At 62.4% G+C, this 14,446-nt stretch carries 10 protein-coding genes; 2 read left to right on the plus strand and 8 right to left on the minus strand.

The features are described 5' to 3' along the window. Nucleotides 1-7: 7 nt before the first annotated feature. From G5253_RS04610 to G5253_RS04645, 8 genes are all read right to left on the minus strand, one after another. Nucleotides 8-658, minus strand: coding sequence for an ATP-binding cassette domain-containing protein (locus G5253_RS04610; RefSeq protein ID WP_266134410.1), 651 nt, complete (start codon nucleotides 656-658; stop codon nucleotides 8-10). Between the two features lie 23 nt (nucleotides 659-681). Beyond that, on the minus strand, nucleotides 682-2,316 hold the full coding sequence (locus G5253_RS04615) for an ABC transporter permease (protein ID WP_266134409.1): 1,635 nt from the start codon (nucleotides 2,314-2,316) through the stop codon (nucleotides 682-684). A 77-nt stretch (nucleotides 2,317-2,393) separates the two neighbouring features. After that, complete coding sequence (locus G5253_RS04620) at nucleotides 2,394-3,614, minus strand: ABC transporter substrate-binding protein (RefSeq protein ID WP_266134408.1); 1,221 nt, start codon at nucleotides 3,612-3,614, stop codon at nucleotides 2,394-2,396. A gap of 17 nt (nucleotides 3,615-3,631) precedes the next feature. Then, nucleotides 3,632-5,785, minus strand: coding sequence for an FAD-dependent oxidoreductase (locus G5253_RS04625; protein ID WP_266134407.1), 2,154 nt, complete (start codon nucleotides 5,783-5,785; stop codon nucleotides 3,632-3,634). Beyond that, entirely contained in the window at nucleotides 5,785-6,366 is a 582-nt protein-coding gene (locus G5253_RS04630; protein ID WP_266134406.1) for a carboxymuconolactone decarboxylase family protein, read from the minus strand. The genes G5253_RS04625 and G5253_RS04630 overlap by 1 nt, the downstream gene beginning before the upstream one ends. A 25-nt stretch (nucleotides 6,367-6,391) precedes the next feature. Beyond that, nucleotides 6,392-7,066 carry a DUF1499 domain-containing protein gene (locus G5253_RS04635; RefSeq protein WP_266134405.1) on the minus strand — a complete coding sequence of 225 codons (675 nt, stop codon included), beginning with the start codon at nucleotides 7,064-7,066 and terminating at the stop codon, nucleotides 6,392-6,394. A gap of 179 nt (nucleotides 7,067-7,245) precedes the next feature. Beyond that, entirely contained in the window at nucleotides 7,246-7,524 is a 279-nt protein-coding gene (locus G5253_RS04640) for a peptidylprolyl isomerase (protein ID WP_033136755.1), read from the minus strand. A gap of 144 nt (nucleotides 7,525-7,668) precedes the next feature. Further along, entirely contained in the window at nucleotides 7,669-8,043 is a 375-nt protein-coding gene (locus G5253_RS04645; RefSeq protein ID WP_266134404.1) for a hypothetical protein, read from the minus strand. 514 nt (nucleotides 8,044-8,557) lie between these two features. Here G5253_RS04645 and G5253_RS04650 point away from each other — a divergent pair. Together G5253_RS04650 and G5253_RS04655 are read left to right on the plus strand one after the other, a co-directional pair. Next, nucleotides 8,558-10,333 (plus strand): autotransporter assembly complex protein TamA, encoded by a 1,776-nt coding sequence (locus G5253_RS04650; RefSeq protein WP_266134403.1) that lies wholly within the window; start codon nucleotides 8,558-8,560, stop codon nucleotides 10,331-10,333. Between the two features lie 61 nt (nucleotides 10,334-10,394). Then, on the plus strand, nucleotides 10,395-14,195 hold the full coding sequence (locus G5253_RS04655) for a translocation/assembly module TamB domain-containing protein (RefSeq protein ID WP_266134402.1): 3,801 nt from the start codon (nucleotides 10,395-10,397) through the stop codon (nucleotides 14,193-14,195). Nucleotides 14,196-14,446 lie beyond the last annotated feature (251 nt).

Genomic DNA, 14,446 nt, shown 5'->3' on the forward strand with positions numbered 1-14,446 from the left:
TCCTCGGTTAACAGTGGCATTCGGTGAGGTTGAGTATGGTGCCCGGCGCGTCTTCCGCATCGTGGGTCACCAGGATGGCGGGGATGGCCAGCGCCTTGATCTGCGCGAACACCAGCTCGCGAAAGGCGGCCCGCAGCGGCTTGTCGAGGCGGGAGAAGGGCTCGTCCAGCAGCAGGGCGTCGGGTTCCGCCAACAGTGCCCGCAGCAGGCTGACCCGCGCTCGCTGACCCCCTGACAGCAGCTGCGGCAGCTTGTCAGCCTGATCTGCCAGTGCGACCTGCGCCAATGCGGTCAGCGCCTTTTCCCGCCGCGCACGTTTTCCCTTGATGGTCGCCGGCATGCCGAACATCAGGTTTTCCGCCACCGTCAGATGGTCAAACAGCAGATCATCCTGAAACAGCATGCCGATGCGCCTAGCCTGCGCAGGCAAGGCGCTGAGTAACCGCTTGCCGAGCCTGATTTCCCCTTCCAGCCGGATCGGGCCGCTATCTGTCTGCGTGCCGGGCAGTACCCCCGCAAGCGCCGCCAGCAGGGAGCTTTTGCCGCAGCCGCTGGGCCCCATCAGGGTCAATACCTCGCCCGGCGCCACCTGCAGGGGGGGCAGCGAAAGCAGCAGATTTTCATCAAGGTAAAGTCGAAGAGGCGTGGTGCTCAGCATATGGCTGTTTCCATCGTGAGAGTTCATCGTGAGCCGCCCCCCTTGAGCGCCGGATTGATCTGCGCTGGCAGCCAGAGCGCCAGCAGATAGATAACGAGCGGCAGCAGCAGTTGCAGCAGGCCGTATAGCCCCGCCAGTCGCCGGTTGAGGCCGCTGCCGATGGCCACCGCTTCGGTGGTGATGGTGGCGACCCGGCCTGCGCCAAAGAGCAGGGTCGGCAGGTATTGGGCCAGGCTCACCGCAGCCCCCACCGCAAAGGCAAACAGCAGCGGGCGCGCCAGCAGCGGCGCTTTCACTTGCCACCAGGCTCGCCATGGCGTTGCCCCCAGCAGCAGGGCGCTCTGGGTGATCCGCGGATCGAACTGGCGATAGGGGCCGTGCAGGCACAAATAGACATAGGGAAAGACAAACAGCAGCTGACTCCAGAGCACCCAGCTCCAGCCAATGCCGCTGCTTATCGCGTCATGTGCAAGCCAGTCCAGCCCGATCCGGATGCCAAACAGCAGGCTCGCCTGCGGCAGCAACAGTGGCAGGCAGATAAGCCAGAGTGGCCAGGGGCGGCGGCCGGCTTGTGCCTCCAGACTCAGCACCGCCATCATCAGCGCGAGCAAGCCGCTCGCCAGTGCCAGCAGTGCGCTGGTTGCCAGCAGTGGCAGCAGGGTTGGCAGCAGATCCAGCCAGTAGTGACTGCTCCACTGGCTGGGCCAGAGGGCGGGAAAGGGCCAGCGGCGCGCCAGCGACCAGAGCAGCAGGGCCACCAGCACCGCCAGATTGACGGTGATCAGAGTGAATGCAGAGCCTGCTGCGAGCCGGTTGGCAAAGGAGTGGGACGCAGCCCGTTTGCCATCGAGCCAGCAGCCTTTGCTCACCTCTTGATGAAGCCACTCCAGTAATCTGAGCATGGCGATCAGCAGCGCCGTGATGGCGAGCAGCAGCAGGGCGCCGCTGGCGGTGGCGCCGCGCCAGAGCAGATCCGGGTCCTGATACCAGAGCCACAACCGCACCGCCAGCGGGGCGGGGGCATCGGGCCCGAGCAGCTGGGCGAGATCCACCACCGCCACACCGTAGGCCGCCACCGCATAGATGGGCAGGCGCAGGGCGGGCCAGAGCGCCGGTAGCAGCAGGCGCCACCAGATCTGGGGGGCGCTAAAACCGAGGCTTGCCCCCAGCCACTGCTGGCGTGCCAGCAAGATGGGCTGTTGTGCGGCCATCGCCATCAGCAGCAAAAAGGGGGTCTCCTTGAAAACGAGCAGTGCAATCAGCCCGAGCCCCCAAGGGTCGCGGATGGTCTGCCAATCGGGGGGGAGATCAAACCCCGTCAGAGCTGGCGAGATGAGCCGCAGCAGCCAACCGGAGGGGGCGAGCAAAAAGGCAAAACCGATGGCAAAGGCGACGTGGGGCATGGCCAGCATGGGCGAGAGCAGGCGGCGGAGCAGCCCGAAAGCCCGGCTGTCGCTGTGGGCCAGCAGCAAGGAGGTCAACAGCAGGCTGCCGAGGGTGGAGGCGGCGCCAATCCACAGGCTCAGCGCAGCGGAGTGCCACAGGCCTGGCTGGGCCAGCAGCAAGGCGAGATGAGAGGCGGTCATCCCTTCCGCCAGCAGTTGCCACAGCCCCGCCAGCAATGGGATGACGAAGAGCGCCAGATAAATGACCGCCATCCCCGTACTCATACTGGGGGGGCGTGTCAACCGGCGCCACGGTCGGGAGCGGGAAAGCGGGTGACCAGCGGCACTCATCAGTGACCGTAACGCTCGGCCCAGGCCGCTTCCAGCTTGAGCTGCCAGCTGGGGTGAGGCTCGGCCACCGCTTTGAAGCGTAGTGCCGGTTGCTCTTTGGCGGAGTCAGGCAGGGCATCGGCCCGCAGCACGCTGGGATCACCCCATAAGGCCGGATTGGCCTTGCGCGCCTGCGCCGCCGGGCTCAGCAGGAAGTTGGCCACCACCTTGGCACCCGCACGGGCACTGGCGTTGAAGGGGATGGCGAGAAAATGGCTGTTGGTGAGCGCCCCTTTCTCCATGGCTACCGCTTCCACGCTGGGGGGCAGGGCGCCAATCTGGGCGGCGCTCTGCGCCTCCTGCGGATTGAAGCTGATGGCCATGGCCAGTTCGCCATCATCGAGCAGTTGGCGGGTCTCGGCGGCGCTGGTGGGGAACAGCTTGCCCTTGCGCCAGAGTGCCGGATGCAGCTCATCGAGCCAGGCCCAGAGCGGGGCGGTGAGTTGGGCAAAATCGCGCTCGGTCGCCTCCCGATAGAGGGGGGCGGGGTCTGGCGTCAATTCCAGCAGGATCTGCTTGAGAAAACTGGAGCCATGGAACTGGGGCGGCTTGGGATAGGTGAAGCGACCGGGATGGGCCTTGGCCCATGCCAGCAGGGCTGTTGCCGAGGTGGGCGCTCTAGTGACCTCTTCGGTGTCGACCATCAGATTGAGCTGGCCGATGCCCCAGGGGGCTTCCAGCCCTTCCACCGGCAGGGTGAAGTCCTCACTCACCGGCAGGCTGCTGTCTACCAGCGCCATGTTGGGCAGCTCGGCGGTAAAGGGAGCGCCGAGCAGTCCCTGCTCCTTGAGCGCCTTGAAGTTCTCGCCGTTGACCCAGAGCAGGTCGATGGGGCCGCCAGTTTGCTTGCCCGCCTGTTTGTTGGCCAGCAGCTGGCTGACGCTCTGGGCGATATCATCCACCTTTACCTGTACCAGCTTGACCTGATAGTCGCGCGCCAGCTCCTGCCCGGCCCACACCAGATAGGCGTTGATCTCCGGGCTGCCGCCCCAGGCGTTGAAGTAGACGGTCTGTCCCTTCGCCTCCTCAAGGGTCCGTTGCCAGCTGTCATCAGGAGTGGCTAACAGCGGGCCGCTGGCGAGCAGTGGCAGGGTGCACAGCAGGGCATTTAGCCGCTGTTTGAGCCGAGAGTTGAGGCGTGATCTGAGGCGTGAGTTGAGCAGAGAGCATGGCTTGAGCATAAACGTTTCCCTTATTGTCAGGCGCCACGGCGCCAGCGGTGATAACGGGCCAGCAACGCCAGCACCCGGGTGGGCTGGTGGGCCCGTTTCCATTCACCTGCCACATATTTGTTCCCCTCCATCAGGGTGGGATAGGCGTGAATGGTGCCGAGGATCTTGCCAAGGCCGAGGCGGTGACGCATGGCGAGCACGAACTCGGCGATCCGTTCACCGGCGTGAGTGCCCACTATGGTGGCGCCAAGGATAGTATCCTTGCCCGGTACGGTCAGCACCTCGACAAAACCGTGGCGCTCGCCATCGGCAATGGCGCGATCCAGCTCGGCCAGCTCAAAGCGGGTCACCTCGAAGGGAATCCCTTGCGCCTCGGCCTCCTTGCGATTGAGGCCGACCCGGGCAATCTCCGGCGTGGTGTAGGTGGCCGCCGGAATGACCCTATAGTCCGCCCGAAAGCGCTTGAACTGGCCAAACAGGGCATTGACCGCCGCATACCAGGCCTGATGGGCGGCGAAGTGGGTGAACTGGTAAGGGCCCGCTACGTCTCCCACCGCCAGTATGCTGGGGAAGTTGGTGGCAAGGAAGCCATCGACCGCTAGGGTGCCGCGGGGGGCAAGCTCGACCCCCAACGCTTCGAGCCCGAAGCCGCTCACATTGGCGACCCGTCCCAGTGCCAGCAGCAGTTGATCCCCTTCCACCACCTGTATTTTTTCGCCTCGGCGCAGTTGCAGCCGGATGGGGAGATCCCCATCGGCTGTGGGCAGATAGTCGGCTCGTTTGGCGCGCCAGCCGGTGAGTAGCTGCACACCATCGCGGCTCATCTGCCCGGCCAGGGTGTCGGCTACCTCTCTATCTTCGCGGGGCAGCAGTTGCTCCGAGAGTTCCACCAAGGTCACGGGAATGCCGAGCAGGGCGAAGCTCTGGGCCAGCTCGCAGCCGATAGGGCCACCGCCCAGCACCAGCAGGCGGCGCGGCGGGGTGCGCAGCTGCCAGAGGCTATCCGAGGTGAGGTAAGGCACCTGATCCAGCCCCGGAAGCTTGGGCACCAGCGGTCGGGCGCCGGTGGCGATAACGATATGGCGGCTGGCAAGGCGCTTGCCGTTAACCTCCACCTCCCAGGGGGAGACCAACCGCGCCTCTCCTTCGATGCACTCCACTCCAAGCCCCTGATAGCGTTCGATGGAGTCGTGGGGCTCGACCTCCTTGATAACCTCAGCCACCCGCTCCATCACGGCGGCAAAATCGGCGCGGGAGTGGCTTGGGCTAAAGCCCAGCTCGTCGGCCTTGCGCTGCTCTGCGGCAAAGCGGGCGCTTCGGATCAATGCCTTGGAGGGGACACAGCCGCTGTTGAGGCAATCGCCCCCCATCTTGTGTTTCTCGATGAGCGCCACCTTGGCCTTCACCGCTGCCGCGATATAGCTGGTGACCAGCCCACCTGCACCGGCTCCGATCACCAGCAGGTTGTAGTCATAGCGAGCGGGTTTGCGGTAAGGGGCGAGCAGGCGCCGCTGGGCGAGGTATGCGGTCAATTTCTTGACCAGCCAGGGCATCAGCCCCAGCAGGGTCAACGCGACCATCAGGCCGGGGGAGAGGATATTGCCGGTGCTGGTTAACTGGCCAAGCTCGCTGCCCGCCAGCACGTAGACGAAGGTGCCAGGCAGCATGCCAAGCTGGCTGACCCAGTAGTAGGTGCTGACTCTGATGGGGGTGAGCCCCATCAGCAGATTGACCAGAAAGAAGGGGAAGATGGGGATGAGGCGCAGGCTGAGCAGATAGAAGGCCCCCTCCTTCGCCATGCCGGACTGAAAGGTGGCCAGCTTGTCGCCAAAGCGGACGGTGACCCAGTCGCGCAGCAGAAATCGGGCGCTGAGAAAGGCCAAGGTTGCGCCTAGGGTGCTGGCAAAGGAGACAAGCAGCAGCCCCCAGGCAACGCCGAACACCGCGCTGCCCCCCAGGGTGAGCAAGCTGGCGCCGGGCAGGGAGAGGGCGGTGCTCAGCACATAGATAAGCACGAACAGCAGGCTGGCCGAGACAAAATGGCTGTCGACCCATTGCGCCACTGCCGCCTGCTGGGCCTGCAAGGCGTCCAGAGTGAGGTAACGACCGAGATCGAGGGCAAAAAAGGTGCCGATAAGGCTCCCCATCACCAGTGCAAGCAGCAGGCGGGTCCGGTTCATCAGGCGTCCTTGCTGTCTGGCTGGGCGGGGCGTTCCGGCTGCACCGGCAGCTGGCAGAAGCCCTGCGGCGCGATATCGAGGGCGGCGTTGAACTTGGCCGACATGTTCTGGAATGCGATAAGGCCGGTCAGCTCCACCATGGCATCGTCGTCGAACCAGGGCTTGAGGCGGGCCGCCTGTTCATCGCTCACCCCATCGAGGCCAGTCATCGCTTCTGCGTAGTCGAGCACCGCTTTTTCCCGCTCGTCAAACAAGGAGCTTTCGCGCCAGTTGGCCAGCGCCTCCACCTTCTCGCTGGAGCCGGCTCTCTTTACCAGGGTCATGGCATTGATGTCGACGCAAAAACGACACCAGTTGAGCTGGGAGACCCGCACCGTCACCAGCGAGCGCAGCACGGGATCGATGGGGGAGCGTTTGCGGTTGATGACGCCGTAGAGGGTGGCGACGGCGGCAAAGAGGCGCGGCGAGCGGCCCCAGCACTTGCCCGGAATAAGCACCTGACCATAGTTGCGCTTTTGCAGCCAGAAAAAGGGGCGGATAAACCAGGCATATTCCCGGTCGGGTTTGACCTCAACGCGCATCAGTTACCTTCTTGTTGTTTCACTCTTACGGTTTCAAATTGGGTTTGTAGGCCTGACCGAGGCGCTCGTTCAGGCGGGTCAGGAAATCCTCGATCCGCGCCCGGTTGGTGCCCAGATCGCTTTGCCCCTGACGGGAGGCTGATCGCATATCGATGCGGGTCTCTTTGGGGCCAGCAAAGACCCGCAGCGCCACATCATCCTGAAAGCCGAACCAGCCGGTGGTAACCACTGCATCCAGACCGTCGGGGCTGGGTCGTACTTGCCAGCCCAGCTCCTGCATCAGCTCCTCAGCCTCAATAACCACCTCTTCGGGGGCGGTATGGGTAAAGAGAGGACCGGGATTTCTTTCAAATGCTTTCAGCGGGGCGCTATTTATTGGCAGATCCTGCGCCGTTCTGAGCTCTGCCGCCCAGCGTAGCTGGGGGGGATTGTAGGGATCTGTGCTCACATCGTTGATCAGCGGCATCCGCAGCGCCTGCAGCACAAAGGTCAGCGGTAGCAGCAGTGGCAAGGCGCCAAGGCCGCTGGCGTAGCGGTTGCGGCTCCAGGGCAGACGCACCAGCAAGATCAGGGAGACAAGGGCTCCGATGAGACAGATCGCAAAACCGATCCACCAGGGCCAGAGATGAAGGCGGCTGCCGAGGGCGCCAGCGAGCGGGAGTAACCAGGCCAGCAGGGGCCACAAGCAAGAGCGGGGCATAGCACGGGATCCATCGTCGAATGTGGACAATGCCGAGAAGGATAAACTTAATTGCCTGATAACGTTAGTAAATTGATGAGAGTTTGGCGTGGTTTTGGTCAGTTTTGCGAGGGAGATGCAGAGGTCGATGAAGCCCGCCTGACGGGAGCTTCACCGAGAAAATGGTCAGTTGCGATGACTTAGTTGCGATAGAGCACTTTGATCAGATGAAAGCCGAACTTGGTGCGCACCGGCCCCAGCACCTTGAGCAGTTCGCCCTTGAAGACGGCATCGTCGAAGGGCTTGACCATATCCCCTTTATTGAACTCCCCCAGATCGCCGCTGCGCTTTGAGGAGGCGCAGGTGGAGAAGCGCTTGGCCATCTGGCCGAAGTCGGCTCCTTTCTCGATCTTCTCCTTGATCTCCAGACACTGTTTTTCGGTCTTGACCAGAATGTGCTGGGCACAGGCTTTTTTCATCGGGGCGCTCCTGGGAGTGATGGCGGCGATTGTTAACGCCAGGATGGCGGTACATCGTATTGACAAATGGGGCGCAAGAGTACCCCAATTTGCCACTGGCGTCAGCCATCACAGCCTGCCATTTACCGGCGATCGTCAGCCCTGTTACTGGCGAGCGCGGGTGGCCAGCATGGCGCGGGGACGCGCTTGCCAGATGATCTCCAGCCCGAGCAGGGCGTAGAGGCTCCAGATGGCCAGCGGATTGAGCCACTCACCCCCCAGTTGCAGGGTCATCAGGGCGCAACCTGCCAGCAGCAAGGTGATGCCCGGCAGCCGCCAGTGGACGGGCAGGGGGGCCAGCAGCGCCATCCCCAGCAAAATGCCGAGGCCAAACGGCAGGTTCAGGGCGGTAAAGGCCAGCGCCTGCTGGCCACTCATGCCGGTCAGCAGGGCCAGCAGGGCGCTGCAACAGGCGAGGAAGGTGATGAACTCGAGACGATCGGCAATATAGTCAGCCATCTGTTCGCTACGTGCATGCATGATGTGTCTCCTTCAGTTGATGGTTCAAGTGTGAGGGAGGGACGTTCGCAAAGGCAGCGGGATAATTCGATTGCGCTGAACGAGCAATTCTTAATCACCCGCTACGGCAGGCTTTGGCGTGTGCCGGGCCTGTTAAACGGTGAGGGTGGGGCTATGCCGACAAACTCTGTCGTGGTGGGTTTCTGGTTGCAAAGAGAGGAGGAGAGGTGACAAATGGTGCCTGATGGTGGGGTGAGCCTTATTCAGGGCGGGTCAATTCGCTTCCATCGGGAAAGCGGGCGGCGTCATTGTCACCAAAATGTGTGATTTGTGGTCAACCTCTTAAAAGATATGGCGAATTTGCCAATGGCACCGCGCTGTCGCTGGCCGACGCCTATGTTAGGATAAGGTTCGCCATTTTTCTGGCGCGCATTTTTGTGTCACGGCCATGCACGGCATGGTGTGCTGCGCCGCATTCGGGGTTGGCCCGAAAGGGCGCTGGTTTCCTTCACCACAGATTCAGGAATATTGACCTTTGACAGGATGCATTTCATCCCTGCTGGCAGGGCGTTCACTGTCTGGCTCTGCGTTTCGCCGCGGCCTGCGGGTACTGGGGGTGGGCCTGTTGCTGTCACTGCTGGCTTCGCCCGCGTTTGCCGCCAAGCTCACCTATCAGCTCAAGGGGTTGAAAGGGGAGAACAAGGATAACGTCGAAGCCTACCTCAATGCCCTGCCAGTCTATCAGGAGCGGCAATACCGCCCGGCCCGCGCCAAAATCACCGAGAGCGTGCAAAAGGCGCTGCAGGTTTATGGCTACTACCAGCCGAAAATCACCCTGAGTCGCGACAAGAAAACCCCGTCCAAAGTGGTGATTGAGGTGGACAAGGGGGAGCCGGTCATCGTCTCCCGCCTCGATATTCTGCTGGAGGGGGATGCGGGCAGCGACGAGCTTTACAGCGCCCTGTTGGACAAGTTGCCCCTCAAAGAGGGCGAGCCCCTCAACCACGCCAAATATGAATCCATCAAGGCCGATCTGGGCAGCCTCGGGCTGGCCCGCGGTTACTTTGATGCCAAGCTGAGCAAGAGTCAGGTCAAGGTGTTCCCGGACAAGGGGACGGCGGAGATCTTTATTCTGTTCGAATCGGGCCATCGCTACCGTTTTGGCGAGATCCGCTACGATGCCACTCCCGAAGCGCTTCACCTTATTCGCCCGCTTATCAACATCAAGAGCGGCGATCCCTATCTCGCCATCCGTCTGGCCGAGATGTCGCAGGATGTCTCCTCCACCAAGCTGTTCCGTCAGGTCGATATCAAGCCGGTATTGAGCGAGGCGAGCAACTATCGGGTACCCATCGCGGTGACGCTGGATAACCGGGTCGATCACGAAATCGAGACAGGTATCGGTTACGCCACCGACGTAGGCCCGCGGATGAGTGCCACCTGGGAGAAGCCCTGGGTCAACCGCTATGGTCACCGTCTGTTTGCCACCGCCAAGGTGTCGGCGCCGGAGGCCGAGCTCAGCTTCGACTACCAGATCCCGGTGGGCAACCCGCTGCGGGACTACTACTCCATCCAGACCGGTTACCAGTACAAGGACAACAACGATACCCGATCCGATCTCACTACCATCGGTGTGCACCGCTGGACGCGGCGGCCGGAGAGCTGGGATCGGGACGTCTTTATCCGGCTGGAGAACGAGATCTATACCCAGGGCGCCGACGAGGGGAACAGCTTGCTGCTGATCCCCGGGGTCTCCTGGTCCCGACTGCGGGTGCGCGGCACCCTGGTGCCCGACTGGGGTGATCGCCAGCAGCTGACGCTGGAGTTCTCCGACCCCAGATGGGGTTCCGACATCAGCTTTATGCGGGTGTGGGGGCGCAGCAAGTGGCTGCGTACCCTCGGCGATAACCACAGATTCCTGATGCGGGCCGAGCAGGGGGCCATCATAGGTGACAGCTTCTCGCTGGTGCCGCCGTCCTTGCGCTTCTTTACCGGTGGCGATCAGACGGTGCGCGGCTTTGGTTATGAGAGCATCTCCCCCACCGGGCCGGATGGCAAGCTGACCGGTGGCCGCTACACCAGCGTGGCCAGTCTGGAATACAACTACCGCTTCAGCGAGAAGTGGCTGGGGGCCATGTTTGTGGATGGCGGCACCTCCACCACCGATTACAGCGAGCCCTGGAAAATAGGTACCGGCGTCGGTGTGCGCTGGGTCACCCCCATCGGCCAGGTCAGGCTGGATCTGGCGGTCGGGGTATCGGAGGAGGACAAGCCCTTGCGGCTGCATTTCGCATTGGGGCCTGAATTATGATGTTGTCTAAACGCTTTTTTCTTTGGCCGCTGCGGCTGTATCTTGCGCGGGGGTCTGCATTGTGATCTGGCTAAAACGCATCTTTCTCTGGCTGATGGGGCTGGTGTTCCTGCTGCTCATCGGCGTCAGCCTGCTGGGCTTCACCCATCAGGGCAACAAGTGGTTGTGGCAACAGGCCAAAGGGGCGCTGCCTTCCCTCAAGGGGGAGCTGGTTGCCGGTCAGCTTGGCTATGGCTGGACCCTGGAAGGGGCCGGCTGGCAGGATGAGCTGGTGGATGTAACGGTGGATCGCGCCGTGCTCGACTGGGATCTTGGCAAGTTGCTGCAGGGCAAACTCTGGATCAAATCGCTTGAAGTGACTCATCCGGTGGTCAAGGTGGCGGACTCGGAGCCTGCCCCGGAAGAGCCGTCGGAGCCTTTTGTCTGGCATCCGCTCCCCCTCAAAATTCAGGTCGACAGTCTCAAGGTGGCTGACCTCGATCTGGCGGTACCCGGTGTTGCCGTGACGCTGGGATCCCTCGATATCGGCGCCACCCTCAACCGCAAGGGGCTGATTGTACGCGGCCCGGTGCTCGATAACCTGACGGTGACGCTGGATGACGCGACACCTGCCAGCGCAGCCAAATCCGCCAAGCAGCCGGCCGCTAACGAGAAGCAAGCCGGTGCTGCGGTTGCTCGTACCGACAAGGCCAGCGCCAAGACCGTCAAACAGGGCAAAGGGACGCCAGCTCCAAATACGGCAAAGGCTGCCCCCATTCTCCTGCCCGCCATTCATCTTCCTTTCCCCATCCAGCTGGAAGGGGTCAGCGCGACCCAGGTGCAATATAAGCAGGGCGAGCTGATTGAAGGGCTCGACAAGCTGCTGCTCTCGGCCACTGCTGCCGACGATCGCATCGAGGTGCGCGAGCTCTCGCTGCGCCACGCCATGGCCGATCTGGCGCTCAAGGGCCACATTCAGCTAAGTGATGACTACCCGCTGGCGGTGACGCTGGATGCCAAGGCTCGCAAGGGGTTGCTGGATGGCGAACTGCAGGGTGAGCAGGCCACGTTGGCGCTGAGCGGTTCGGTCGGCAAGCTGGGGCTGGCGTTGTCGGCAAAGGGGCCGATTGCAGCCAATCTCAAGGGCTCGCTGGCCGCCCTCGACCCGGATCTCCCTTTTGATTTGACCCTCGACTGGAAGAGCCTCGGTTGGCCTCTTCACAAGCCTGCCAAAGATGAGCCGAGCTATCGGCTGGATAAAGGGAGCCTGACTGCCAAGGGTAAGCTCTCCGGCTATCAGTTTGCCCTCAATACCTCCGGCAAGGGAACCGATGTCCCCCCCTTCAAGCTTGCGCTGGACGGGAAGGGGGAGCTGGAGCGGCTCAGCAAGATAGCCTTGCAGCTCAATGCCCTCAAGGGGGAGTTGAAGCTCGATGGCAAGCTCGCCTGGAACAAGGGGATCGAGTGGCAGGGAACGACCCTGTTCAAGGGGATCAATCCGGCCGAGCTGCTGCCCGAGCTGAAAGGGACGCTGGCCGGTGAGCTGGAGAGCCGTTTCGTGATGAACGAAGCGGGCCACTGGGAGCTGAAACTGCCCAAGCTCAAGGTGGATGGCAAACTCAACCAGTACCCGCTGGCCCTCAAGGGGGTGCTTAGCGGCAACGACAAGATGGAGTGGCTGATCCCGGCGCTCTCGCTGCAAAGTGGCCCCAACCAGTTGCAGGCCAAGGGCAGTATCAGCAGCGCCCAGTGGAAGCTCGATGCCAACCTGCAGGCTCCCCAGCTGGGGGGCATCTATCCTGGCCTGAAAGGGGATATCAAGGGACAGGTGAAGGTCAGTGGCAATCAGCAGACGCCAAAAATCGATGCGGATCTCGCCTCCGACCGGCTCTACTATGCCGGCACCGACCTGAAGGGCATTAGTCTCAAGGGCAATGCAGTGATCGGCGCCAAACCGGCCGGTGAACTCGCATTGTTGGTGGCGCAGCTGAAACAGGGGGATACCAAGCTCAGCCAGCTGGCCTTGAACCTCAGCGGCGATATCAGTCAGCATCTGTTGACCCTGACCATGAAGGGTGACCCTGTTGCCGCCAACCTCAAACTGGGGGGCGGTGTGCGGGGGGATCACTGGCGCGGGGCGCTCTCCGAGTTGCGGCTGAAAACCCCGCTGCGCCGTTGGGACTTGAGCTCCCCCTGGGCACTGGATCTTGATCTGCCGCGTCAGCGGCTGGCGATGGGGGATCTCTGCCTCGGCTCCCAGGGGGCCAGCCTCTGCGTCAAGGGGAGTCAGGTCTCTGCTGCGCAGGGCACCCTGGAGTTTGCCCTGAGCGAGTTTGATCTCAAGCGGCTGCGCCCCTGGTTGCCGGACAACTTCCGCTGGCAGGCGATGCTCTCCGCCGATGGGCGTGCCAGCTGGCGTGGCAATCAGCCGACCCTGCATGCGGTGGTGCGCACCACGCCGGGCACTTTTGTGGCCGATGGCCTCAAGACCGACTATCAGCAGCTGGCTCTGGCCCTGGATTTCGAGCGGCAGCAGGCGGCCATTCGCCTCGATTTTGCCTCCAAGCAGATCGGCAATATCGATACCGATTTGCTGATCAGGGAGCCTGCCGGTCGCGGTCTGCTCGGCGGTCAGCTCAAGTTTGACGACCTCAAGCTTAATATCTTTGCGCCGCTCATCCCTGAGGTGCGCTCCCTGCAAGGGATCATCTCCGCCGATGCCCGCTTCGACGGCACCCTGGCGGCGCCCCTGCTGTTTGGTCAGCTCAACCTGCGTGACGGTGAAGTGCAGACTCACTCCGATATGGTGACCCTGACCAAGCTGGTGACCCGCCTCAAGATTGAAGGCAATCGCGCCGAGCTCGATGGCTCCATGCTGGTGGGCAAGGGGCCGCTGGCGTTGGGCGGCTGGCTCAGCTGGGCCAAGATGCCGGTCAGCGGCAGCCTCACCATTCAGGGCAAGGATCTGGAGGCACAATATCCGGGCATGGGCCGGGTCAGAGTCTCGCCCGATATCGCGGTGTCGCTGGGGGAGGAGACCCGGATTACCGGTCAGGTGGATATTCCCTGGGCGCGCATTCTGGTCAAGAGCCTGCCGGATTCGGCGGTGGCGGTCTCCGACGATGTGACTGTGGTCTATGACGATCTGCCCCCTGCTCCCAAGCAGGCCAGCCTGCCGCTGGCGATGAAAGTGGCGATCCGCCTTGGCAACGATGTGAAGCTTGATGCCATGGGGCTGAAGACCGATGTCTCCGGCGGTCTCAATATCCGTCAGGATCCCGAGAAGCCGCTGGCAGGTAACGGCCAGCTGGTGCTGACCAACGGCCGCTTCAAGGCCTATGGTCAGAACCTCATCATCAAGGAGGGGCGGATCCTCTTCTCCGGTCCGCTGGATCGGCCCTTCCTCAACATCGAGGCTAACCGGGATCCCGATACCATCGAAGGTCAGGTGACGGTTGGGGTGCGGGTGACCGGCCCTGCCAGCAAGCCTGAGATCACTGTCTACTCCGAGCCGCAGATGGCGCAGTCGGAACAGCTCTCCTATCTGCTGCGTGGCAAAGGGTTGCAGACCGGCGGTGATGATGGCGGTTTCAACGGTCTGCTGGTGGCCGGTGCGGTGAGTCAGGCCAACGGCGTGGTGTCGAGCATCGGCGAGTCGCTCGGGATGAGCGATGTCTCCCTCGATACGGCGGGCAGTGGCGACAACACCCAGGTGACTCTGTCTGCATATCTGCTGCCGGGCTTGCAGTTCCAGTACGGAGTCGGGGTCTTCAGCCCCATCGCCGAATTCAAGCTGCGCTACGAGGTATTGCCACGGCTCTATCTGCAAGCGATGAGCGGGGTGGCTCAGGCGGTCGATATCTTCTATCGCTTCACCCTGTAACGCTTCATCCTGTAACAGGGCTGATATGAACGTAAACGGGAGGCGCAGGCCTCCCGTTTTTTATTGCGCGATCGGCAGCGGGCAAACGGCGATAAGGCACTGGAGGGCAGAGGAATAACGGATTGGGCAGACCAGAAATGCGAAAACCCGGCACCAGGCCGGGTTTTCTGAATGATGGTGGAGGGAGAAGGATTCGAACCTTCGAAGGCAGAGCCGTCAGATTTACAGTCTGATCCCTTTGGCCGCTCGGG

The sequence above is a fragment of the Aeromonas sp. 602658 genome (genome assembly GCF_049173005.1).
Lineage (GTDB): Bacteria > Pseudomonadota > Gammaproteobacteria > Enterobacterales > Aeromonadaceae > Aeromonas > Aeromonas veronii_A.